Source organism: Flavobacterium cucumis (genome assembly GCF_900148835.1).
Lineage (GTDB): Bacteria > Bacteroidota > Bacteroidia > Flavobacteriales > Flavobacteriaceae > Flavobacterium > Flavobacterium cucumis.
In genome coordinates this window covers 892,739-917,260 of record NZ_FRYK01000001.1, presented here as the reverse complement: position 1 = coordinate 917,260, position 24,522 = coordinate 892,739, and the positions used below count along the sequence as shown (strand labels likewise).

Annotated in this window: 24 protein-coding genes; 5 read left to right on the top strand and 19 right to left on the bottom strand. The window is 33.6% G+C overall.

The window, feature by feature from the left end:
• Positions 1 to 56 precede the first annotated feature (56 nt).
• The 7 genes from BUE95_RS04310 to BUE95_RS04280 form a co-directional block, all read right to left on the bottom strand.
• Positions 57 to 1,841, bottom strand: coding sequence for a BatD family protein (locus tag BUE95_RS04310; RefSeq protein ID WP_073581765.1), 1,785 nt, complete (start codon positions 1,839 to 1,841; stop codon positions 57 to 59).
• Positions 1,842 to 1,844: 3 nt separating this feature from the next.
• Positions 1,845 to 2,588: a tetratricopeptide repeat protein gene (locus tag BUE95_RS04305; protein WP_073581763.1), complete on the bottom strand. Its 744-nt coding sequence runs from the start codon at positions 2,586 to 2,588 to the stop codon at positions 1,845 to 1,847.
• Positions 2,585 to 3,625, bottom strand: a complete 1,041-nt coding sequence (locus BUE95_RS04300) for a VWA domain-containing protein (RefSeq protein ID WP_073581761.1) — start codon at positions 3,623 to 3,625, stop codon at positions 2,585 to 2,587. The genes BUE95_RS04305 and BUE95_RS04300 overlap by 4 nt, the downstream gene beginning before the upstream one ends.
• 11 nt (positions 3,626 to 3,636) lie before the next feature.
• A complete protein-coding gene (locus BUE95_RS04295) occupies positions 3,637 to 4,641 on the bottom strand; it encodes a vWA domain-containing protein (RefSeq protein WP_073581759.1) in 1,005 nt (334 codons plus the stop codon).
• A gap of 2 nt (positions 4,642 to 4,643) precedes the next feature.
• Positions 4,644 to 6,350, bottom strand: coding sequence for a BatD family protein (locus tag BUE95_RS04290; protein WP_084530221.1), 1,707 nt, complete (start codon positions 6,348 to 6,350; stop codon positions 4,644 to 4,646).
• A 184-nt stretch (positions 6,351 to 6,534) separates the two neighbouring features.
• Positions 6,535 to 7,401, bottom strand: a complete 867-nt coding sequence (locus BUE95_RS04285) for a DUF58 domain-containing protein (RefSeq protein WP_073581757.1) — start codon at positions 7,399 to 7,401, stop codon at positions 6,535 to 6,537.
• Between the two features lie 77 nt (positions 7,402 to 7,478).
• A complete protein-coding gene (locus BUE95_RS04280) occupies positions 7,479 to 8,483 on the bottom strand; it encodes an AAA family ATPase (RefSeq protein ID WP_073581755.1) in 1,005 nt (334 codons plus the stop codon).
• Positions 8,484 to 8,659: 176 nt separating this feature from the next.
• Between BUE95_RS04280 and BUE95_RS04275 the strand changes: the two genes are divergently transcribed.
• Both BUE95_RS04275 and BUE95_RS04270 read left to right on the top strand, forming a co-directional pair.
• A complete protein-coding gene (locus BUE95_RS04275; RefSeq protein ID WP_073581752.1) occupies positions 8,660 to 9,532 on the top strand; it encodes an aldo/keto reductase in 873 nt (290 codons plus the stop codon).
• A 49-nt stretch (positions 9,533 to 9,581) separates the two neighbouring features.
• Complete coding sequence (locus BUE95_RS04270; RefSeq protein ID WP_073581750.1) at positions 9,582 to 10,721, top strand: ATP-binding protein; 1,140 nt, start codon at positions 9,582 to 9,584, stop codon at positions 10,719 to 10,721.
• A 296-nt stretch (positions 10,722 to 11,017) separates the two neighbouring features.
• Here the strand turns inward: BUE95_RS04270 and BUE95_RS04265 are convergent, their stop codons facing one another.
• The 5 genes from BUE95_RS04265 to BUE95_RS04245 all read right to left on the bottom strand — a co-directional run bounded on the left by BUE95_RS04265 (position 11,018) and on the right by BUE95_RS04245 (position 15,197).
• Positions 11,018 to 11,722 (bottom strand): hypothetical protein, encoded by a 705-nt coding sequence (locus BUE95_RS04265; protein WP_143165224.1) that lies wholly within the window; start codon positions 11,720 to 11,722, stop codon positions 11,018 to 11,020.
• A gap of 330 nt (positions 11,723 to 12,052) precedes the next feature.
• Positions 12,053 to 12,724: a response regulator gene (locus tag BUE95_RS04255; protein WP_073581744.1), complete on the bottom strand. Its 672-nt coding sequence runs from the start codon at positions 12,722 to 12,724 to the stop codon at positions 12,053 to 12,055.
• Between the two features lie 7 nt (positions 12,725 to 12,731).
• Positions 12,732 to 14,738: a tetratricopeptide repeat-containing sensor histidine kinase gene (locus BUE95_RS04250; protein ID WP_234977622.1), complete on the bottom strand. Its 2,007-nt coding sequence runs from the start codon at positions 14,736 to 14,738 to the stop codon at positions 12,732 to 12,734.
• A 49-nt stretch (positions 14,739 to 14,787) separates the two neighbouring features.
• Positions 14,788 to 14,964 (bottom strand): hypothetical protein, encoded by a 177-nt coding sequence (locus BUE95_RS13625; RefSeq protein WP_159433495.1) that lies wholly within the window; start codon positions 14,962 to 14,964, stop codon positions 14,788 to 14,790.
• Between the two features lie 17 nt (positions 14,965 to 14,981).
• On the bottom strand, positions 14,982 to 15,197 hold the full coding sequence (locus BUE95_RS04245; RefSeq protein WP_073581740.1) for a hypothetical protein: 216 nt from the start codon (positions 15,195 to 15,197) through the stop codon (positions 14,982 to 14,984).
• Between the two features lie 117 nt (positions 15,198 to 15,314).
• Here BUE95_RS04245 and BUE95_RS04240 point away from each other — a divergent pair, with 117 nt between their 5' ends.
• The 3 genes from BUE95_RS04240 (at position 15,315) to BUE95_RS04230 (ending at position 17,429) form a co-directional block, all read left to right on the top strand.
• On the top strand, positions 15,315 to 16,052 hold the full coding sequence (locus tag BUE95_RS04240) for a metallophosphoesterase family protein (RefSeq protein ID WP_073581738.1): 738 nt from the start codon (positions 15,315 to 15,317) through the stop codon (positions 16,050 to 16,052).
• A 187-nt stretch (positions 16,053 to 16,239) separates the two neighbouring features.
• Positions 16,240 to 16,737 (top strand): DUF6646 family protein, encoded by a 498-nt coding sequence (locus tag BUE95_RS04235; protein ID WP_073581736.1) that lies wholly within the window; start codon positions 16,240 to 16,242, stop codon positions 16,735 to 16,737.
• A 116-nt stretch (positions 16,738 to 16,853) separates the two neighbouring features.
• Positions 16,854 to 17,429, top strand: coding sequence for a PhnA domain-containing protein (locus BUE95_RS04230; protein ID WP_073581734.1), 576 nt, complete (start codon positions 16,854 to 16,856; stop codon positions 17,427 to 17,429).
• 431 nt (positions 17,430 to 17,860) lie between these two features.
• On the opposite strand, the gene BUE95_RS04225 is transcribed toward BUE95_RS04230, so the two are convergent.
• From BUE95_RS04225 to BUE95_RS04200, 7 genes are all read right to left on the bottom strand, one after another.
• Complete coding sequence (locus BUE95_RS04225) at positions 17,861 to 18,259, bottom strand: hypothetical protein (protein WP_073581732.1); 399 nt, start codon at positions 18,257 to 18,259, stop codon at positions 17,861 to 17,863.
• Between the two features lies 1 nt (position 18,260).
• Positions 18,261 to 19,928, bottom strand: coding sequence for a hypothetical protein (locus BUE95_RS04220; RefSeq protein ID WP_143165222.1), 1,668 nt, complete (start codon positions 19,926 to 19,928; stop codon positions 18,261 to 18,263).
• A 588-nt stretch (positions 19,929 to 20,516) separates the two neighbouring features.
• A complete protein-coding gene (locus BUE95_RS13855; protein ID WP_262494361.1) occupies positions 20,517 to 20,645 on the bottom strand; it encodes a hypothetical protein in 129 nt (42 codons plus the stop codon).
• Between the two features lie 270 nt (positions 20,646 to 20,915).
• On the bottom strand, positions 20,916 to 21,569 hold the full coding sequence (locus BUE95_RS04215) for an acylneuraminate cytidylyltransferase family protein (protein ID WP_073581728.1): 654 nt from the start codon (positions 21,567 to 21,569) through the stop codon (positions 20,916 to 20,918).
• 2 nt (positions 21,570 to 21,571) lie between these two features.
• A complete protein-coding gene (locus tag BUE95_RS04210) occupies positions 21,572 to 22,585 on the bottom strand; it encodes a glycosyltransferase family A protein (protein ID WP_073581726.1) in 1,014 nt (337 codons plus the stop codon).
• Positions 22,586 to 22,587: 2 nt separating this feature from the next.
• Positions 22,588 to 23,481, bottom strand: coding sequence for a glycosyltransferase family 2 protein (locus BUE95_RS04205; protein WP_073581724.1), 894 nt, complete (start codon positions 23,479 to 23,481; stop codon positions 22,588 to 22,590).
• Positions 23,478 to 24,521, bottom strand: a complete 1,044-nt coding sequence (locus BUE95_RS04200) for an acyltransferase family protein (RefSeq protein WP_073581722.1) — start codon at positions 24,519 to 24,521, stop codon at positions 23,478 to 23,480. Before BUE95_RS04200 ends, BUE95_RS04205 begins: the two co-directional genes overlap by 4 nt.
• Position 24,522: the final 1 nt, after the last annotated feature.

Sequence of the window (24,522 nt, the reverse complement as noted above, 5' to 3'; positions counted from 1 at the left end):
ATCAATCATTTTTGAGATGCTGAAACGAGTTCAGCATGACAAGTTCACTTTTTTGGTTATTTAATTTGTTTTTCAAGTTCTGAAATTCGTTCCACTGCTCGTTCAAAATCATTTGTCATGGCAATATCGGTTGCTGGAGCGTATCGTGCGAATTCGCAATCATTCATTAATTCCATAAATCGATTAATGCTCTCTTCGGATGCGTTTCGTTGTTGTAATAATTCGACAATATTTTCTTTACTCATCTCAACCGTTTCAATATGTAATTTGGCTTTCAAGAAATTATGTAACGCTTTTTCCATTGCCATATAAAACGGTACTTTGTCGCCCATTTGTTTTTTGGCTTCCGACAAATATTTCTTCACCAATTTGTTGTTTTGTCGGATTCTATTTCCAACCACATCAGCATCTTTAGCTTCTTTTTGTTTTCTAGCAATCATCACAATTGGAATTAGTAAAAGTGGCGCTAACAACAAACTATAAAATAATCCTGAACCTAAGAAATCTTCTCTCGATTTTGAAACAAATTCCGTCTTCAATTTATTAAATTGGAATACCTCTTTTTTCTGAATCGCTTGTTTGTTTGTACTCTGTGTATTGGCAACAACGGTTCCGTCGCCCTCCGCAACATCAATCGTAATTTCTTTTGAAGTGATGGTTTTATACGATTTACTGGCCAAATCGTAGTACGAAAATTCGATTGGCTTAATCGTGTATTTTCCTTTAAACTGTGGTATTATCGTGTATTTATCTGAAATTGTACCAACCATTCCCGATACAGGAGTTTGTACATTTTCACTATGTGCCGGATCATACATTTCTAAAGCACTTGGCACTACTGGCTTTGGCAAAGTAAACAATTTTAAATTTCCTTTTCCTGAGACACTTACTTCTAAATCTAAAGATTCTCCTGCTTTTAGGCTTGTTTTAGAGGGTACAACTTTGAAATCTAAACTACCAACTGCTCCCGTGAAACTTGCGGGTTTTCCATTTTCTGGTAATGGCTTAACGGTTATGGTTTGAATTCCAGTTGACAATGATTTTTCAATAGCCGTCATTTCGTATTGGCCGAAAAAATCCCTTCTCCCAGTTGGTACTTCAGCATCCACATCAATTTTAAAAGGTTCTATTTTCTTAGCTCCCGCTTCTAATGGATATAAAGTTACTTTTCGAAGGACAACCATACTGTAATCTTTTCCATTATATTTCCCTTTTTCGGCACGAAGTTGTTTTATATCGGTATATTGACTCCAAAAATCTTCATACTTAGGTGCCTGAAAATTCCTAAAGTTATAAACCGAACTGTTATAAGGAAAATATAATTTATAAACTACAGTAACAGGTTCATTTACGTATGGATTTTTTGACGAAAGTTCTCCAACCAAATGTATCCCTTCTCCAAAATCATAATTTTGTTGTTGTCTTGGATTTTGTCCAGGATAACTAGGCATCTGAACGGGGTCCGTAACCGTGATTTTGATGGGTTGTGATTTATAAACAGTACCTTCATATTCTATAGAGGCCGCTCCAATCGTAAAGGTTCCTTTTTTAGTAGGGGTTAAATAATAAATTACTTGTGTTGAAATCTCTCGCTTTTGCGTCATTCTACCATTAACAATAGTGATAGAAGTTTGATTTCCTTTATTTATAAAAGGGCCTTCTGCTTTAAATCCGGGAAACTTCGGAGGCTGAAAATTATCCCCTTCGTTATTAATAGAAAAAACCAAAGGAATTCTTTCGTTTAATCCATACGTATCTCTATCTGTTTGTGCTTCAAATTTTACTTGAGCTACAACAGAAAAGGACATTAAAAAAAGTAAACCTAAAAATATCTTTTTCATCAATTACCAATCTTTTTCATTTGAAACAGGACGCGCCTTCACTTTTTTCTCATTTACTTTATCCTGAATTTTCTTTTCGGCATTGTTAACCGCATCTAAAATATTATCTATTCTTTGTTTGTCTGCTCCTGAAGGTTTCGGAGATTCATTTTTGTCTTCCTTTTTTTCTCCTTTTCCTTGTTTATCATTCTTATCTTCTTCTTTGTTTTTATCTTGTTCCTTTTTCTCGTTTCCTTTGTCGTTTTTATTGTTTTCGGGTTGTGGTTTGTTTTCGTTTCCACCACCTTTGTTTTTATCATTATTCCCTTTTGGAGGCGGATTCTCTTTTTGCTTTTTCTTCGCTAAGGCATAATTATAACGCGTTTCGTCGTCTAACGGATTGTTTCGCAAAGCATTTTTATAGGCTTCCGCTGCAGCTTGATAGTTTTTATCCAACATAAAAGTATTGCCTAAATTATGATAAATACGATGCTTTTCCGTCTTAGTTTTCGCCGATTCTAATGCTTGTATATATTTAATTTGTGCTTCACTCTGCTGGTTTTGGCGATAAATACTATTTCCTAAATTATAACCTGCAACAGCTTTTTTAGGCGATTTTTTAGATGCAATCACCCGATAATCTGCTTCTGCTGTAGCATAATTTTTTTGTAAAAAAGATTGATTTCCTTGGAACAAATTTTTATCGTTCTCCTGACTAAAGAGTATACTACTTGCTAACAATACCAATATGTAAACTACTTTGTTCATGATTTCTTTTCGTTAAATAAATTCAACTTTTGTACCCATTTTGTTTTTTTCTCCAGCAAAAAAACATCCAGTAAAAGCAATAGGAATCCCAATCCTAAAAACCATTGGTACTGCGATTCAAAATCAGCAATTTGTTGTGATTCAAACTCTGTTTTTTCAATAGCATCTAATGCTTTCTTTACCTCATCGATTACCCCTTTTGTTGAAGCTCCTATTATATATTTCGATTTTGTTTTATTAGCGATATTTTGAAGAATCTCGGGATATAATTTTGTAATCACATTTTCACCATTTTGATCCTTTTTATAAGAAACTATAGTGCCCTTATCGTCTTTCAAAGGAATCAAAGCGCCTTTTGCTGTTCCAACACCAATTGTCAAAATACGAACCCCTTTATCTATTGCCATTTCTATAGCTTCTTCCGCACCATCACCATGATCTTCTCCATCAGAAACCAAAATAATTAGTTTGCTAGTATCTTTAATATCAAAATAATCAACGGAAAGTTTTATCGCATCATTGAAAGCTGTTCCTTGTGAAGAAACCATATTGGTGTTCATACTTTGCAAATACATCTTTGCGATGCTATAATCGGTTGTCATTGGCAAAACAGGATAAGCACTGCCTGCATATCCCACAATTCCCACCCGGTCATTGCCTAATTGATTGATGATTTGCGAGACCAATTGCTTCGTTTTTTCTAAACGATTAGGAGCAACATCTTCGGCTAACATACTTTTGGAAATATCAATTGCAAATACAATATCAATACCTTGTCGTTTAACCGTTTCCATTCTGGTTCCCATTTTTGGGTTCACTAACGAAATGATGACGCAAGCCAAGGCTAAAAGCAATATCACCAACTTTAAAACTGGCTTAAATCGCGATTTCTCTGGACTTAGCTGCTTAAATAATTCCATATCCGCAAAAGCAACCTGCCTGCTTCTTTTCCAAAATAAATTGTATAAAAAAAGGGCCACTACAATTGGAATGAGTGCTGCTAAATAAAAATATTTTGGGCTTTCTAATTCAAACATTTTTCTCTTTTCTAAACAATTCCTCTAAAAACTGAATTACGCAATAAGACTTCAACTCCTAATAAACCAAAAGCTATTAATACAAAAATCTTGTACTTTTCGTCATAATTGTAATATTTTTTTTCGTCGATTTCAGTAGTCTCCAATGTATTGATTTCGTCATAAATGGCTTGTAATTTTTGATTTGATGTAGCTCTAAAATATTTAGCATCCGTTGTTTTTGCAATTTCTTGCATCAATTTTTGATCAATCTCAACAGGCATCATTCTAAATACTAATTTTCCGTTAGCATCTTTTGCTACGGGAAACATTGCCTTGCCATTCGTTCCTATTCCTATAGTATATACCTTTATTCCATACTCTTTTGCAATTTCAGCCGCTGTTCTCGGATCAATTGTACCTGAATTATTTACTCCGTCTGTCAATAAAATAATAATTCTACTTTTGGCCTTACTGTCTTTTATTCTATTAATCGCCGTAGCCAAACCTACTCCAATACCCGTTCCGTCTGCAATTATGGAATCGTCATAAGCTATTGTCTTCAAGGACTGCAAGAGAATGGCCTTGTCAGAAGTTACAGGTGTTCTAGTATAACTTTCACCTGCATAAACTACTAAACCTATACGGTCGTTTACTCTATCTTGTACAAAAGTAGCTGCAACTTTTTTTAAAGCTTCAAGGCGGTTGGGTTTTAAATCATTAGCCAACATACTACTTGAAACATCAATTGCCATTACAATATCAACTCCTCTTGTTATTTTAGATTTTGACGTCACATCAACACTTCTTGGACGAGCCAAGGCAATTATTATGAAGCTTAAAGCAACTAATCGCAAAAGGTATAAAAAAGGCTTTGCTTTTGCTAAAAAAGTTCGGTTTTGCTTGAATGGCGTCAACGAGCTCATTTTTAACGTTGCGGAAAGGTGATTTCGTTTATAAAACAACCAAGCAATCGCTACAGGTAAAACCAAAAATAGCCACAAAAATTCTGGATTTAAAAAAGTTACTTTTCCCATTATTATTTCGCTTTTCTTAGTTCAATTGAGTTCTGAATCTTCTCAATGATTTGCTTAGCATGTTCGTCTTCCTCCTTATAAATCAAGAAAAATTCTTGTGCACCGCCCGCTTGAGCAATAACGACAATCTCATAGCTCATCTTTTGATCCTCATCCAATTCATCATTAAAAACACTGAAAGTACCATAAGATTTTTTACCTGATAGTCCTTTTACATTTTCAAAATCAGCCGTTTTCATGATAATATTTTTAGCACCTAATCGTTCCAACTCTTTCAAATTATTCTCCAAAGCAACTTCCACGTCTAAAGCTGTAGTATCTTTAAATGCAGTCGTGAGAAGTAGCAGTGAAAAATCATCTGTGATGCTTCCATACGCAAATCGATTAATTGCTTTTACGTTTTCAGGCAGGTTATTTTGAATTTTTTCGTCATTATTTCGCTTTAAAACCTTTGGCGTTTCAATCACTATCGCAGGCAATCCATATTCAGAGGCAATCCATTCTTTTTCTAATAATTCTTTAGTAGAATACCCCCAATAATTTTCTTTTAAGTAATCTAAACCGAAGGTAAACATGAAAATTCCAATCGAAATCACAAATAAAACAACCGCAATTCCCACAGAAATAGCAGTGCGTCTAAATTGCTGCTTCTTCATTTCCTTACGTCGCACCTCTTCTGCAAATAGCGTTTCCGCTTCTTCTTCTTTTCTAGGCAAGGCTTTGTCAATAATTAAAATAAATTTATCAACGATACTTTTGTCTTTTTCAATTTCAAATTGCAACGGTTTTGATTTTGCAAACTTAACCAAATCCGCATTCTCGAGTACCTGACGAAATTTATCAAGCTCTTCTCGATTCACAAACATTTTTTGCTCTGAAATAGCTTTTTTCAAAGCTTCCATCAACTCACTCGAGGTACTTTCCATAGCCGGAATAGCAATTGATTCCTCTATGTAAGTTCGTGCAATATCCGTCATTTCAGAATAATATTCTTTAACATCACCACGTTGCACCAATTGCTTTTTATCTAAATTTTGAAGATATGAAATCGCTTTTTCAATTGGAGAAGCAAAGAATTCTTCCTTTTGCTCGCTATTTTTTTGTAATCGTTTTATAATGAAATACGAAGCAAATCCAGAAGCAACCACCAAAACCAATAAAACGAAAAGTTTCCACCATTCACTACTAGGCTCTTTCTCGGTCGCAATGATATCTTTAATATCATACATTTGCTGTTTGGTAGTATCAACTTTTACATTGTTTACTATAATAGAAAGCGAATCGGTTCGAAATTCTTTTTGATTTATTTTCACCAATAATCTCGGAATAACATAACGTCCTGAATCAAATTGGGTCAACCCATATTTTTTTATTAATTCGTATTGTGAGTTATTTTGTATTGTATCTATTGGATAGGATTCTAAAACTTCTAAAGCACCAAAATTTTTCGCATTTGGAAAAACCACTTTGTCTTTAGCGTTTACCGAAGCCTTAATAATTAAATGAAATTGTGAACCTATTTTTATTTGTGAAGAATCTACAGTAGACGTGATTTGTTGGGCAAAACCACAAACACTAAAAAATAAGAAAAGAAGGAAATATTGAATTGAGGACTGAGGATTAACGACTTTAGAGTGCAGAAGGGATGGAATCATCTTATTTGATGATTTTTGATTTTTAAATGAATTTAGAATATTTATTAAAAACATGATTTTTTCTGCTATTTATTTTTTTTCAACATTCTTTTTTGCTGTTTTGATACTTGCTACAAAATTGAAATCAACGCACTTGCCTCAATTTTGAATTGCTCTAAAAATTTTGAAATAGCCTGTAAATTAGCTCTTTCCATGATGTTTAAAACTTCTTAAATCAAAAATGGTTAATCTTAAATCATCAATTTCTTGCTTTAAAATAACCCAATAATTTGGTTACATAGCTTTCATCCACTCGCGAGCTAATAGTTCCAGCCCCACATTTCGAAAAAATATCTTTGAAATAATTTACGTTATCCTGATAGTATTTTTCATAATCCATTCGGACTTTTTTAGAGGTCGTATCTACCAACAGTGTTTCCCCTGTTTCCGCATCTACCATATTAACCACACCAATGTTTGGAATGCGCTCTTCTCTTTGGTCAAACACGCGAATACCGGTTACATCATGACGTTTTGAAGCGATTTTTAAGGTTTGTTCATAATCCTTTACCATAAAATCGGAAATTAAAAATACGATAGCCTTCTTTTTCAAAACACTTGATAAATATTTCAAAGCTTGAGACAAATCCGTTTTTTTACTTTTCGATTCGAATTCAATTAACTCGCGAATAATTCGTAACACATGCGATTTCCCTTTTTTTGGCGGAATAAACAATTCAATTTGATCCGAAAATAATAGCAACCCAATTTTATCATTATTTTGAGTAGCCGAAAACGCTAACGTGGCAGCAATTTCAGTAACCATATCGCGCTTTAACTGATTTTTTGTACCGAAACTCTCCGAACCCGAAATATCCACTAACAACATCATTGTTAATTCGCGCTCTTCTTCAAATACCTTAACAAAGGGTTCGTTGTAGCGCGCTGTTACATTCCAATCGATAGCCCTTACATCATCTCCGTATTGGTATTGTCGCACTTCCGAAAACGTCATCCCACGCCCTTTAAATGACGTATGGTATTCTCCCGAAAAGATATGATCACTCAATCTTCGGGTTTTGATTTCAATTTTTCGAACTTTCTTTAGAATTTCTTTGGTATCCATTTTTATTTTGTTTCAGGTTTCAGGTTTTCTATGTTTCCGGTTTCTTTAACTTGAAACTTTAAACTTGAAACAAAAAATTAAGGCACTTCAATTTCATTAACAATTTTACTAATGATGTCTTCCGTAGTCACATTTTCTGCCTCCGCTTCATAAGTAATTCCAATTCTGTGACGCAACACGTCGTAGACAACTGCACGAACGTCTTCTGGAATTACATAACCCCTACGTTTGATAAAAGCATAACATTTAGCAGCCGTTGCTAAATTGATACTTCCCCTTGGTGAAGCTCCAAAACTAATTAATGGTTTTAAATTTTCTAATCTGTATTTTTCTGGATAACGGGTAGCAAAAATTATATCCAAGATATATTTTTCAATTTTCTCATCCATGTAAACTTCACGAACCGCTTGTTGAGCTTTCAAAATTTGATCTAATGAAACCACTTCGTTCACTTTTTCGAAGGCGCCCTTTAAGTTTTGACGAATTACCAAACGCTCATCTTCCATTTTTGGATAATCGATAACGACTTTCAACATGAAACGGTCTACTTGCGCTTCTGGTAATGGGTAAGTCCCCTCTTGATCTACTGGATTTTGAGTTGCCATTACTAAAAACGGCTTGTCTAGCTTAAATGTCTCATCACCAATCGTAACCTGCTTTTCTTGCATCGCCTCTAACAAAGCCGACTGTACTTTGGCAGGGGCACGGTTGATCTCATCGGCTAATACGAAGTTGGCAAAAATAGGTCCTTTACGAATCGTAAAGTCGTTTTGCTTGATATTATAAATCATGGTTCCCACCACATCAGCAGGCAATAAATCGGGTGTAAACTGAATACGACTGAACGAACCGTGAACCGCTTGAGATAACGTATTAATAGCTAATGTTTTTGCAAGCCCAGGCACCCCCTCTAACAGAATATGTCCTTGTCCTAACAATCCAATTAGCAATCGCTCTACCATGTGTTTTTGTCCCACGATAACTTTGTTCATTTCCATCGTAAGCAAATCGATAAAAGCACTTTCTCTTTCAATTTTTTCATTAATGGCTCTAATGTCTAAAGTCGATGTATTTTCTTCCATTTTGATTTTTAATTTGGCGCTGTGAAATTAGCAACATTTTTTGATACCGCAAATTCCAATTTTTTTTAATTTTTAGTTGTTAATATCTAGTTAAAAATCATTAAAAAAAGGCTATTTTGTGAGTGTTTTATGATTCTATTTTATAATTTTAAGAAAAATTTTAAAACCGTATAACCATGTCTGTAAAATTATCACCCATAATTGCAGGAGTTATGAATTGGGGGGTTTGGGATAAAAACCTAAATACCAACGAATTTGCTAACTTAATCAACTTATTTTTAGAAAACGGAATCACTACTTTTGACCATGCCGATATTTACGGTGGTTACACCACTGAAGCTTCGTTTGGAAAAGCGCTTTTAGAAAGCAAAATAGACCGAAAAAAAATACAACTCATTACCAAATGTGGCATTCAATATGTTTCTGAAAACAGACCTACAAACAGCATAAAGCACTATGAATATTCGAAGGAATACATTATTTGGTCTGCCGAAAATTCATTAAAAAATTTACAGACCGATTACTTAGATGTATTCTTACTTCACCGCCCTAGCCCTTTAATGCAAGCCGATGAAATTGCAGAAGCTGTCGCTAAATTAAAATCCGACGGGAAGATTCTTTCTTTTGGTGTTTCGAATTTTACGCCTTATCAAACCGAATTACTGCGTCAAAAAACCGATATTTCTTTTAATCAAGTACAATTTTCGGCAACACATCATGAAGCCATGGTAGACGGAAGTTTGGATTATATGCAAATTCACAAGATCACACCAATGGCTTGGAATCCCTTAGGAACGGTTTTTAGAGAAAACACCGACCAAACGTTTCGACTACGTCAGCTTTTAGCCAAACTAGTGGAAAAATATCATATCGGTTCAGATATTATCTTGTTAGCATGGATTATGCAACATCCGGCAGGAATTTTACCTGTTGCTGGAACAGTCAATTCAGGAAGAATTCAACAATTAATGAAAGCAAAAGCCTTGGTTTTAGACAAACAAGATTGGTTCGCTATTTGGACAGAAAGTATGGGAAATAGAGTGCCTTAGTATAGTAATCCGTGTTCGGTTAACAGTGTTCAGAATATTCAGATAAAAAATGATCAACAAGCGGCTTCTTATCAAAAACCTTTTAGCTCATCACGATGAGAACAGTTTTTATGATAAGAAGCGTCAGTTGAATCTACATACCAAAGAAGGAAAAGCTAAGTTTTTGAAGCACATTTGTGCGCTTTCTAATTCCAATCCGAGCAATAATTCTTACATTGTGGTGGGTGTGGAAGATACTACGAATGAAATCGTAGGAGATGATTTTTTTGATGACAGCCGAATTCAGAATTTGGTCAATGCCTTTTTAGAAAACCCGCCTAAAATCCAATACGAGAACGTGCCTTTTCCTAATCTTCCAAAAGACAAAGTGGTAGGACTAGTAACGATTAAACCCAAATCAAAAGCTTCCTATTTTAAAAAAGGAATCCACACGATTGAAGCGAACAGCACTTTTGTTAGAAAAGGCAGTAATACGTCGCCTACGTTTGAAAAAATTCCGTATTCAAAACAAAATGTGGAAACGGTTATCAGCATTGAAAATAGTTCACGAAATAGCATTGCGTATACCTTAGAAAGTGTTTTAGACTTCCTACACAACAAACACAAAGATTTAGAATCTAATTACAAGGTTTTTAAAGAATTATTTGTTGTTTGCTGGGCGGGTAACAAGAAAAAAGTCCGCGACAAAATGTACTATTCTCGGGTAGATATCGAATTGGTAAATGAACAAGTAAAATTATTTTATTCTGCTTTAGATGACGTCATTATTGCGTTTGATGACGATTCATTTTCGATTACCGAATACGTTTGTTTGGGATTAAATGACAAAACCAGTTTCTACCCTTTAGAAAAAGTTACCATACGCTTTTTTGATAACGGATATTATAAAATAGAGGCGCAAATGTTATTTGAACCACCACAATACAATCGAAAAATGTTGCATCACATCTACAATTCGAACACCACCATACTAACGAAACTCAAAAAAGGAATGGCACTGCAACCTGGTGAGAAAAAAGAATTAGAAAATATTCCCCACACCCTCATGATTTGTTATTTAAACGGATTTGAAGAGGCCAAACAAAAACTTATTGATGCCAAACCTTATCTTAAAGCTGTTGAAGAAAGCTGGGTCTATGTGTCCTTCAAAGAAGTAATGCGCATCTTAAGAAAAATGAAATACGATTAAACTTTCATTTTTTTGATTGTATTTCTAAAAGTACAAAAAAGCGACTTTCAGTAGTGCTGAAAGCCGCTATCGTTATAAACTTAGGTAATTAGCCTTTCTGGGGTAGTATTTACATTTTATGGAATGAGATAACCATATTATTTAAAATCTAAGCCGAAAACAAGGAAGGGAAAAATTGTTATACAACCTAGATCAGTAGTAAATGACAACCCCCAGAAACTAGCTAACAACAGTATTTAGTTATAACAACTCAAAAGTCTTGAAAAAAGTTACTTTTTGATTTTGAATATCCCCATTTATTGCGCTATTTGTTCCAACCTAAAACAAGCGTTTAAAGCGTCCGAACTTTCGGAAACAGCTTGATTGTAAAGCAAGAAGATAGCAAAAAGCCCTTCTAAATCTTGGTCTTTATCATTTGTAGCATTTAAAACCATTAAACTTACAATTGCTTTATTCTTTGCTTCTTTGATATTCACAAGAGCCTGCTCACCACAACCAGAAAGGCTAATTTTTTGATTTTCCTGCAAGTCCTTTTTTTGAAGTAACGATAAAACCATATTCTTAAAAGAATCTCTATAGGATGCGTTACTATTCGTAACTAGATTCCTACCATAGAAAACCGTGAACTCTTCTTGATGGATTTTAAATTCTATTAAGGCAGATTCAAATTCTGAAATAGAATTAAAATTGGTGTTTTTCCAATTTTTAGCCATCCAATCTTGTAACTGCCTCACCGTTTTTAACCCCCCTAATTCTTCATTGTTATAGGAAAAATTTAGGTTCTCGTACAATGCTATAGCGCTCGAAATATAATCTTCATACTGCTCTGAAGAAAGTATCGATTTCGCAATTTCACGGTGTTTCATAACATTTTGATAATCAATTTGCGTTGCTTTTAAATTTGCGTTTACATATTCTTCATCATGACTACAAGAGTTAATTGCAAAAGCCACCAATACACATGCTAACAAAAAGACTAATTTGAAAATAACATTGTTCATATCGTTTCTATTTAATGGGTTATTTAATTGTAATGTTTTTCTTTTCAAACACTAAAAGATAGGTGTATGAAAAAACAATGACAGCGCCAAGGGCGTGGTTGAATGTTTGAATATTTATAATATTCCAATAAATAGGTAGGTAATCTATCAAAAGGAAAACTTGAATGACTATCCAGAGTAGGCTTGATAGAAAAAGAAACAGTAGTAATTTTGGGAAATTTTTCATGCGTTTCAGATTAAATAGGTTAATAAAAAACAAATTTAAACGGAATGCACGAGGTCATTTTACACTTTTTGTGTACTTTTTGTTAAAGTTTGGGGTAAAATGACCTAAATGAACCCTCTTTTTTTGGCTGCATTGATAATGTTCTCATCGGAACTATCATCTAAATTAAAAAAAACTCGAATTTGAGCCTTTCGCTTATTAATTGCACTTAACGTGAGATTGATATGATTGGGTAAATTTTTAGTCTTAATGCCTTGAGCCAACAACGTAATAATTTGTCGGTTCAATTCGTCTAAAACAAAGTTGGTAGCCAAAAAATCTTTTATACTTTGCTGAACCGTTTTACTTCTATAAAACTCATTGGCATTCATTTTTGAAAATGCCAAAAGAAGTTCGTCTGCCGTAAAATCACTTTTAACTAAAATACCTATCGGATTAACATACTTGTGAATTTCATACAAAAGAAACGATTCGGCATGAGAGGTTAAAATCACAATCTTAGATGAAGGCATGTATAACTTTACCAAATGTGCTAATTCTTTACCCGAGTAAATTTGTTCCTCCTCATAAGGAGGGAGACTCAAATCGATAAAAACAAAATCATAATGCTTTTTACTTTTGTTTTCAATAATCAAGTGATAAGCACTCTCACAATTGTAGGCAGCATCAACCTCAATTTCGGCATTTAAATCATTGAATGCCAAAATACTTTTATATCCTTCAATCATCGAAGGATGATCGTCAATCATCAATATTGTTAATATGCTTTGTTCCATAAGATGCTTATATTCTAACTTTAACTGTTATTTTCGTTCCTTTATTTTTTTCTGATACCACATCAATTCTACCGTTAATTTCTTTTGTTCTCATGTAGATATTCTTTAAACCAATCCCTTTTTTAGCCTTATCCACATTGAAACCCACACCATTATCTGCTATCTCTAAATACAGCTTCTCCTTTTGTATGTAAAGTTCCACTGTAATTTTAGTGGCGTTGGCATGCTTATTAATATTATTCAACGTTTCCTGAATAATACGATACAAGTGCATTTTGATGGCACTGCCTATGTTTTCTAATGCCTCATGATCCGTAATATCATACTCACAAGCTACCGAATAGGTTGCTTTCTGATTCTCCATTAACTCCTCAACTAATGTTTTGAAATTATTTCTGTTCAAAAATTCTTCTTTGGCCAACTCGTGGGAAATAAGTCGAATTTCACTCTCAATGTTGATTATTCCATTAATTTGTCCAATTGCTTTTTGAATGGTTTCCTCATCTTGTCTTTTCGATAAAGGAAATAAATTCAATCGGGTACTGGCCAATTTGTTTAAGACATTGTCGTGTAAATCGCGTGCAATTTTTAGCTTTTCATTTTCACGAGCAAAATCAATTTCGTGTTGCTTTTTGAGCATTAGGGTATAAATTTCTTCATTCACTTTTTGCTGCTCTTGTTCAAACAACAATTCTTTTTGTTTGCCTCGTTGATACAAGATAATGTAAAGCAATACCCCAAGTGAAATGATGAAGAGTGACGTCAATAGAATAATTTTTTTTTGAGTGGAAAGCGCCTCTTTTTCCACTATAATTTCATCCGTTTCAAAAGCAATACGGGCCAATTTATTTCGAGTAGCTCGCTCTTGATTTTGAAGACTATCATTCAATTTGATATAAGCCCTTGCATATTCTAATCCTTGCTTGGGTAGCAGTCGAGTAAAAAAGTCTAGCGTGATAAGAACCTCCTTATTGTAACTCGATTCTTTTGCCAAAAGATTTGCCTCCTGATTGAATTGCAAGGCTTTTGCTGTATCCCGCTTCGACAAATAGTACTCCGTCAGATGGATTCTGCTGTTAATTTTGCCATAAACATCGTTAATATCATCTCTAACTTGTAACGCCGTTTCAAAGTCTTTTAATCCCTCCTTGTGATTCATTTTAAATCGCGAATAGGCATAATGATCAAGCAAAGAAGAGAAAAGAACTGGTTGAATTTCCTTAAGATTTTCAATTTTTAACCCTTCTGAAAAAAAAGTACTGGCTTCTTTAAAATTACTACTACTTAAATATGCAAATCCGATGTTGTTTAAAGCTTGAGCCTGTAACAATGGCTTGTAATTTTCGTCATCCAATTTATCAACTTGAGATAATGCTTTCTTATGATATTCTAATGCTTTCTCATAATTTTCTAATCCAGCCAACGAACTACCTAAATTAGTGTAAGCTTCATAAATTAAGTAATCATCTCCAATTGTTTTAGCAATACTTAATACTTTAATTGTTTCCGATTCACTTCCTATAAAATCTTTTTCATAAGATAGAATGTAGGCTTTGTGTAAGATTGTATTGGCTAAACTAACTCTATCTTCTGTTTTTTCATATTTTTTCTCTGCTGCCAGATAATAATAATAAGCACTATCGTTTTGAGATGTAGAAAAAAAGTAATCCCCTTTATAATATTCTGCTTTTGCCATATTGACAGAATCTTTATTGAGACGTGATAACTCTAATATTTTATCTGTGGTCTCTTTATATCTATCATACTCTAACAACATAAAAAAGCGATTTGCAATCTTAAAATAATTAATTATTACTAAAGAATCGTTGTTTTTTATTTTTTCATTGATGTGTATAATCGAATCCAAATATTTTAATCGCAAAGATTTATCCAGATTAATATCAGAACTCTTTGTGAAAAATACATCTAATCGTTTTTTTTCATCTACACTTTTCTTATCAGAATTGCATCCCAATAAAAAAATCAAAACTAAAAAGGATATAAACTTGTTCAATTAAATTATAAAAAAGGATTTCATCAAAAATACTAATTAAACATTAACCTTAATCCCTTTTAATAATAATTATAGGTGTTCTGAAACTAATTTTATTTGTCTCTTTAGCTTCTTTTTGTATTGCTGATTTATCGTATTTACTAATTTCTTGTTTGTTAAACTTTTGAATTTTAGAAACGTTAGATAAAAATAGTACACTAATAATAAGTAAAATAATTGTTTTCATCTTTATAAATTTAATAATTAATCTCTTTTTATAATTATAACCAAAGGCGTCCCCTCAACTAATGCAATACAACTATCTTGAACTATTTCTTTTTCCTCTTCCATAGTTGACATTTCCATTTTTTGAGATTCTGCAATGGCGTTTTGGAGTTCCAAGTCTTGTTCATCAGTAGTACACGAAAACAACAGCACACTCGCACAAACGAAACCAAAAACTTTTCCTAAATTTTTCATAAGATTTGAATTTTAAATTATAAATGCATTTCTATTTAATACTTTTGAATTCCAAAGGTATCGAGGTGCTAAGAATCCATTTTACACTTTTTGTGTACTTTTTGTTAAAGTTTACGTATGAATAAGAAATTTGTGATTGGTGACATTCATGGCGGACTCAAAGCATTGCACCAAGTGCTTAATCAAGTGCGTTTTGATAAAGAGGATACCTTAATTTTCCTAGGAGACTTTGTTGATGGATGGAGTGAATCTCCAGCTGTACTCGACTTTTTAATAGCGCTTCAAAGCAAACAATCCTGTGTTTTTATTAGAGGCAATCACGATGATTTGGTTCTCAAATGGCTTACCGGTGATACCGCAGATTTCAACGAAGACTTGTGGTTCCAACATGGCGGAAAAGCCACCGCATTATCCTACAAAAACGTAGCCGCAACTGATAAAGCCAAACACATTCATTTTTTACAATCGTTACAAGATTATTACCTTGACGAAGAAAACAGACTCTTCCTTCATGCTGGATTTTCAAACATTAAAGGGGTAAAACACGAATATTTTGAACCCACATTTTACTGGGATAGAACCCTTTGGGAAATGGTTCTTTGCTTGGATAAAACGCTAACGCCAGAAGATAGGTTGTATCCAAAACGGCTAAAACTGTATAAAGAAATTTTCATTGGACATACCCCCGTAACCCAAATCGGTGAAAACACTCCGCAAAACTTTGCTAATGTTTGGAATGTAGACACGGGAGCTGCCTTTAATGGAAAACTCACTATGATGGATGTAGCTAGCAAAGAATTTTGGCAAAGTGATGCTTTACCTGATTTGTATCCTGATGAAAAAGGACGAAATTAATGCTACCGCTGAAATTTCACCAAAACACTAGGTCGACTTTAATCGATTTTATTTATACTTTTATAATCTTAATTTTAGGAGGACAAAACAGCTTGAAAACTATTGCAACCATGTCTTTTAATCTCCACATATATAACAATCATAAGGTTAATCCTTATATTTGCAAAATCACTTAAATAAAAATACCATGAAAAGAATTTTGATCGTTATTTGTTTATTGGCCGCAACTCAGCTATCAAATGCTCAAGCTTTTAAAGGAAAGGGCGATACCAAGTTTCAAGTAGGGGCTAACCTACAAGACGGCGGAACGGGCATCACCTCTACTGTTGATTTTGGTTTAGGCGAAAACATGTCGTTTGGTTTTGTAGCCACTTATCTTTTAAACGCCAATGAAATTGCTGGTGTAAAACCCGATTTTGAAGACCGAGCGGATCTTAAAATACGCTTTAATGCCAATATAGGTGACGTCTTAGGATTAGACCCTAAAATGGATGTTTATCCTGGATTAAACTTAGGCACACGAAACTTTGGAGCCCACTTAGGTTTCAGATATTTCTTTTCAAGCGGATTTGGACTTTACACAGAAGCTTTTGCCCCTTTAGCAAGATACGATTCCGATGTAGTAGGTTTTGATCACTACAACAACCAATTCGTAATGACTATTGGAGCTACATTCAACCTGTAAAACCTTTACCCTACCATATCTTAAAGCAGCTTTTTTAAAAAAGTTGCTTTTTTTTATGTCATTTTATAACAATTTATACCTTTGCCCCATTAGTATTTACGTAAAATCCATTCAAAATGAGTGTAATAGAAAAAAAACTGAAAGACCGCAGTGGTTCAGTTTGCGAAATTAGTGGTGTCGAACATGATTTAGTTGTGTACACGTTACCACCTCACACTGCAGAAAGCTTAGAACATTCGGTTTTAATTGCTAAACCTTTAAGAGACCAAATTGAACACCCAGAAACCATGAATGAGAATGATTGGAGAGGGCTGTCAGAAAGCATGTGGAACGAGCATTTACCCGTACAAATTTTATCCTGGCGCATGTTGGCCCGATTGAAAAAAAACGATTTACTCGACATGATGTACTTGGATGAAGAAGCCTTAGAATGGGCAAAAGCAACAGGGGAAGGAGAAGAAGAAGACGAAAACAAAATCGTACATAAAGATAGTAATGGTGTTGTCTTGCAAGATGGCGACTCTGTAGTATTGATTAAAGATTTGGATGTAAAAGGGGCAACCTTTACAGCAAAACGTGGTGCTGCTGTACACAACATAAAATTAGTTTGGGACGACGCCAACTTGATTGAAGGTAGAGTGGAAAACCAAAGTATTTATATTTTGACACAATACGTTAAGAAAACAAAGTAATTTACAACGAGTCAATACGATAATGTGACCCTACAAAACCCTGCAAATTTGATTTGTAGGGTTTGTTTTTTTACAAAAGCATTTTAAAGAGCCCCCTTCGCTAACAACAAAATTATTCGTCAGCTACGATAAGACACCATAAACTATTTTTTAAACCCTATAAATGATATAAGAAAAGTAATCAGCACAACGTAACGCTAATTAAAACACACAAAAGATTATAAAAATTATTAAAATTTCTTCAATCCGCGTTCCCAAAAATCCGTCACCATCAGCCTTTGCTTTAGCGAAACCTATCTAACTGTAATCCCGATAGCTATCGGGAACAAAGCAAACCAAAGAAAACCCGCGACCATCCGTTAAATCCGCGTCATCAGCGTTCCAAATTTTAAAGATTACTCAAATTTCCCCAATCTGCATTCCAAAAAAAATCAATGATCACAAAAGGTAGCAAAATCAGTTACCAACAATGGATTCCATTCATCATCAAACTCACGAATCAACGCACTACGAATTTTATTCGCTTGATCTGCTTTATCAAAAGGTCCTTTTATAGCGGCCTTGTGTAATCCAGTAAATCCTCTTTTTTTACTTAAAGACCCCTTGTAATAATCGTATAAATCATTCGTTATTTGAGCATTAGCAGCGGGACAATCTGACGGAAGTTTCACCACATTTGTAATTACAGGTTGTCCCCCTGTCTTACCTTGTTGGTGCTCCCAAGCTACAGGAACATAATATTTATAAGAGGTTCTAAATTTAAAAACCACTAATAGCAACGACACGAGAATTATGGCTAATATGAAGGCAAAATTTTCAAAGGTTTTCATTTTAATTTAATTTTGATATTTTGTCACGAACATTATTGGTTAAGTTATAAGTAAGTGCCACAAAAAAGCCCAATTTATAATTATCGGATAACACGGTGTCTATATCATTACTTTCTGTTATCACCGTATTGGCTACTTCATAGCCGCTTTTTAATTTTCCTACATTTCGCAATGCCAATCCGGGGGTAAACATTAATCGGTCATATTTTCCTAATACTACTGTAGGCCCAATAAAAAAATTACTCATTTGAATTCTTCCGTTGTTAATGTCTATGCCCAAACCGGCACTTCCTCCAAAAGCCACATATTTGCTCCCTCTGTTGGTCATCGAAATCATGGTTACTAATGACGGAACGGTTAAATTTTTATTCTTTAACCCTATCCTATTTTCACCATTTGCAGTATAAATCTCATAAACATTAGTGTTGTTGAAATAGCTTCCTGCCAAACCGATACTAAAATCAATTCGTGTTCCCCTTCTTATAAATTCGTTATGCGTAAACGTTCTTGAGTTGTCCACTTCAAGATCCTTATTTTTAGCTTTAATCTCAACTTGAAAGGTTGCCATATCATTTTTAGGTTGAATTGGAGCCGAAATAAACTCGTAAGAGTCGGACTTCTCTAGTAAATGTAACACGCGAAGCACTTGTTGCAAGAGCGATTCAAAATTGATGAGATCAACCCGAACTTTAATACCTCTTATTTGTTCGTAGCGCAAATCAAGCTCATCATAAATAGCTTTAACCGATCGTTCATCAATTACTTTATTCAAATCTTCAATGTCTTTTACTTTATTGTAACTTACTACAAGGTTGGTATAGGCGGTATTAAAAATAGCGACCGATATCGTCTCCTCCATCAGATTGGTTTGCATTTTCGTGAATTCAACCTTGTACTTATTTTCATATTCTTCATAATTCAAAAAAGGCAGCCTCGAAACAGGCAATACCATATTTGAAGTTAAGACAACCGCATTGATTCGATCATATAGTTTCATAAATTCATTGTAAGCACTGTAAAACCTATCTTTTGCCTCATAAAACTTATTTAGCTTTTCATTTTTAATGGTTTCATGTTTTTGGATCGAACGCACGAGACTATCCCGTTCCTTTTCAACCGATTCTATTTTAGCAGTAAGCTTTTGATTAACGAGAGAATCTTTGTCTATTTTACTTAACGCCATCATTTTGGTCTCTTTCATCAAAGCATTCCACTCACTTTCTTTTAAACGCAGTTCATTCTTTAGAAATTCTAATTCATAAAAGTTCTTGATATCTTCATTAATTTTATTTTTTTCTTGTGAGGGCATACTGGCGTTGGGACCCAATTTACTGTTCTCAAGTATAGGAACGGTAACATAAGAAGTTGGAGGCGTTGATTCGGCTAACATTTCTGTTATTTTTTTTAATTCCGCGGCACTAGTGAACCAATCGGTCTCTGCCACAATTAAATCCGAAGAATTGACACGCACATCAAAAGCCAATCGGTTGATGTTGATTATCTTATAAACAATAGGGCGATCTACTTTGGGCCTGAACAGGTTTTTGTCATACGTACCCGTTTTAAAATCATACACGACAACGTAAGTCGAGTCTTTATCTTTCTTCTTATCTTGACTAAAACAAAACAGCGAAGAGAAAATCAAAAAAAGGAGTAGTCTTTGTTTCATAATTACAGAAGTTTAAGCGTATGAATTCATTTTTTTTTTTGCTTAACCAAGGTGCGCTCATTTCATACCTGCTTTTAAACCAACAACACTCAAAACAAGTACAACTCAACCGTTAATTTCAAAATAGCAAATAATTATAAAAAAATAGATTTACTTAACAATACGATAATATTAAAAATTATATAATAAATTATTCTATTTTTTTTAACAAATTTATACTAATTTTTTTATTACGGAAACAAATTTCATAATTCATTTCACTGCTACACAAAAAAACCAAGAAAACAGTCCCTCAACCACAAAGAACGTAAGGTTTACCAACGAAGTTAAAGCACCTCTTATAACTACAAGAAGCACAAAGAAGACACTAAGCACGCAAATTTTTCCAATCCACGTGCCAAACACATTTTTTAAACCATATAAGTCATATAAGAAAAGTTATCAGCGCAACGCAACACTAATTAAAGCACATAAAAGATTATAAAAATTATTGAAATTTCTCCAATCTGTGTCTCATCATTTAACCGCAATCCCGATAGCTATCGGGACAAAGATTAACACCAAGCATCACAAAGATTTTTCTAATTTCTAAAATTTTCCAAATCTGTGTTCCAAAAAATCCGCCTGATCAGCCTTCGCTTTAGCGAATCCGTCACCATCAGCGTTTTGCCAAAGCAAACCCGCTTCATCCGCGTTCAAAATTTTAAAGATTTCCAAAATTTCCCCAATCCGTGTTCCAAAAAATCCGTCACCATCAGCCTTCGCTTTAGCGAACCCTATCTAACCACAAAGTAAGCCAAAGAAAAACCCGCGACCATCCGTTAAATCCGCGTCATCCGCGTTCCAAACATATAACATATAAGAAAAGTAATCAACTTAACGCTAATTAAAGCACATAAAAGATTATTTAAATTATTAAAATTTCTAAAATCTGCGTTCCAAAAAACCTGAAACTTGAAACCTGAAACCTGCAACCTAAAAGAAACCCTATCTCCCCAATAAAAACACCGCATAATCAAAATCATCCTGCGTATCGATATCTACACGAGCAAAAGGATGATCCACCACAAACGGAAAAGCGTCCTTCGTAATGATTTCGTTGTTTAGGATTGCTTGAGCTGAAGCAATGTAAAGCAATCCATTTTCGTAATAAAGGGGTTCTAAGTCCTGACTGCGTTGCCCTGGTTTGTAGTTAAAGGGAATAAAAACAGCCTCTTTGATTTTGCCCAACTTTTGATGGCTTTGCGAAACGGTAAACAGACTTGCGACTTGATTTTTAGTAAACACTTGCCACGCCTCATGGAACAAATTTTCAGGGCGTAAGGGGTTAGTAGGTTGCAAAACCACAACAGTATCCACTTTCTCGGTTAGGGACGCTAAGACGTGTTTTAAAGCCGATACTGTAGGTTCTAAATCACCTGAAAGTTCAGAAGGCCTATCGATGACTTGTGCGCCATAGTGGAGCGCCACTTCTTTTATGTGCGCATCGTCTGTAGAAACATACACCGCTGTTATGGCATCTTGTTGCTGGGCAAACAAAATACTATGTACTAACAAAGGAATACCCCCTAAAAGCATGGTGTTTTTCCCAGGCAAGCGTTTCGAGCCGCCTCGTGCGGGTATGATGGCGATGGTTTTCATGCTCAATACTGTTTGGCTTCTTCTAATGTTAATCCTTTATAACGCAAATACAACTGCCAAAAAGGTTTTCTAAAAATTAATCTTGAGAAAAATCTCATATAAAAATTATTCAAAATCCCAGAATATACTTTATTTTCAATACTACACTCAAAAGGAGCTGAATCAAAAGTTATTTTATCAAATTCCTCTTGCATCCAATCTTCTTTAACATTGCCTAAATGATAAGCATAATTATTTTGAGTTGACAATCTCCACAAACCCAAATCTGTTGGCGGTTTATCTAATAATAACCGTACACTGTCGCCTCCCAAACTATACTCAGAAAATCGTTGTTTAAGCAGATCAAAACCGACACCCTTGTAAGTTGCAACAAAATGACCCGCCCCAACCAAAGCTATAACATTATCTTTATTTATCGTCAATTGCTTTTCAAAATGTATAGCTTTATACAACGACACATTACCAATACTCTTTGCAAAAGCTGCCATCCCACCTTTTGAAACAACTTTTCTGAAAGAAATACTTTTTGAAAAAAAAGTTGTTCCAATTAAATTAGCTGTATAATATTTGAGATTTTTAGGGTTTGGGACTGGCGATACAACACCTGCTTTTGGAAATGCTTCAAACACTTCATACGTGGCTTTTTGCCAATTGTTTAAAAACAATACATCAGCATCAGTTATAGTAATTAACGGAAACTGATGTCCCGTTAGCCCTTTTAAAATAGCGTTTAGTTTTCCTATCGCAGTGGTGTGAATGATCTCCTGTATTTTGTATTCTTGATGCAATTGATTTAAGTACTCCACAACCTCGTTACAACTTCCGTTGTTGATTATTGTAAAATAGGTTTTAGCATGACTGGTTTTAAACAAGGACTCCAAACACCATTGCAAAATTTGCAAACTGTCTTTGAAATAGTCGCTTTGATGCGGTATATAAACGGGCACAATCACCTGGTGTGTAAAATCAGATGGGGGAAGGATTTTATCTTTATTGGGATTGAAACCTACTCGCATAATTATTTTTTAAAAAAAAGAATGAAAATCATTAATTTAATGTTTGAGAAACCTAATAACCACATTCTATCTAACTTAAACAGAAAAAAAATATTTTTAAAAAAACTCAAATGAAACATTTTCAATTGTGCTTTAACTAAATTTCTTAACAAAACTTTGAATTCATGTTTATTGATTTTTTTTTGATTTCTTTGTTTTTCTAAAACTTTTTTTAAATAAAAAGGTAACTTAATATAATTTATATTTTTTGATGAAATATTATTATTATGAACTCGATACAATACTAAGGGCTCATCTAAATAATAAAATTTTGTTTCAAAGGAACAACGAGCCCAAAATTCTGTATCCTCTCCAGCGGCTGGCATATTCTCATTAAAAAAACCAACCTTATCAATTATTTCTTTTCTTACAAAAGAAGTAGGCATCATCACCGTCCAATTCCCCATCATACGCATTTTTACATCACCATGTTTAATTTCTGGTTTACCAGGTCGCCCCACAATAATATTTTGTAAAACACCTTCTTTAGTAATTACTTCACAACAACCATGAACTAAACCATACTCAAGATTTTGTTCTAAAACCTCAACCTGTCTCTCCAATTTTTTAGGTAACCAAATATCATCATCATCAACGAATGCTAAATATTTTCCCTGAGATTCTTTAATACCAACATTTCTTGGTTTTGCAGGACCACCACTATTTTCAATCTTTATGTACCTGACATCCTCATAGTTTTGACATAATAAAAAATTTTCGTTACCAAATGTTCCATCATCAACTACAATAATTTCAAAATCTCGAAAAGTTTGATTTAAAACACTTTCAATAGTTAATTTCAAAAAATGACTTCGCTTAAATGTAGGAATAATTACAGATACTAGTGGATTATTCATTGAATATACTTTTTTAACTTAAGCAATGGTTTTTCAATAAAACTCCAAGATAAACTTGAAATTAAAATCAATAAAACGAAATAAACTGTTATTTGAAAATAAATACTTGATTGTTCATTTTCAAAAATTTCAATATTGTATTTTCTTATAAACCTATTGACGTATGTAGGCACAATATTATGATACAAATATAATCCATAACTAATCATTCCTAAATAATCTAAAAACTTTATATTCAAAAATTTGAATAAAAAATTGCTATTACAATCATCAATACACATTATTAATATCCTGAACGTCAACACACTCACAACTAATCGTGAAGGATAAAACAAATTCTCAATTATTGTATAATTTAAAATTGTTAGAATTATTAAAGGATAAAAAAGAAACTTAATAATTTCATAGAGTTTTATTCTCCACTTAATTTCATAAAACTCTAAACAAGCTAATAATGCACCTGTTCCTAAAGCATGAAAACAATTTATCGTTAAAACTCTTGACATGTTATCATTAACAAAGTAGGAAAATCCAATTCCACTAAAAAACAAAAATATTATCAAAAAAAGATGGTTCCTTTTTGATGTTAAAAAAAGTAAAACTGGCCAGAATAAATAAAATTGCTCCTCTACAGCTAAAGACCAAAAATGAGCAGCTAAACCATGCCAATTCTGAGTGTAATAAAATAAATAGTTACTAGTGTAAGTCAAATAATAAATTAAATAATCTCTAAACTCATTCCCATTTGTTAAATACAAAAAAAATAAAAGCATATAATAAATTGGAAAAATTCTAAATGTTCTTTTCAAGAAAAAAATCATTAACCTTTGAAAAAAGCCATTTTGTTTAGCCTCAATATCCTTATTCTCTTTTAATAAAATAGAAGTAATCAAAAAACCACTTATTACAAAAAAAATATCAACTCCAATATTTCCTAGAGGAAGTTTGTTCAAAAAAAAAGTTTTTGGAAACCAATGCGATATAATAACAAATATAACCGCAACGGCTCTCAATCCGTTAATTCCTCTGATGTACTTCATA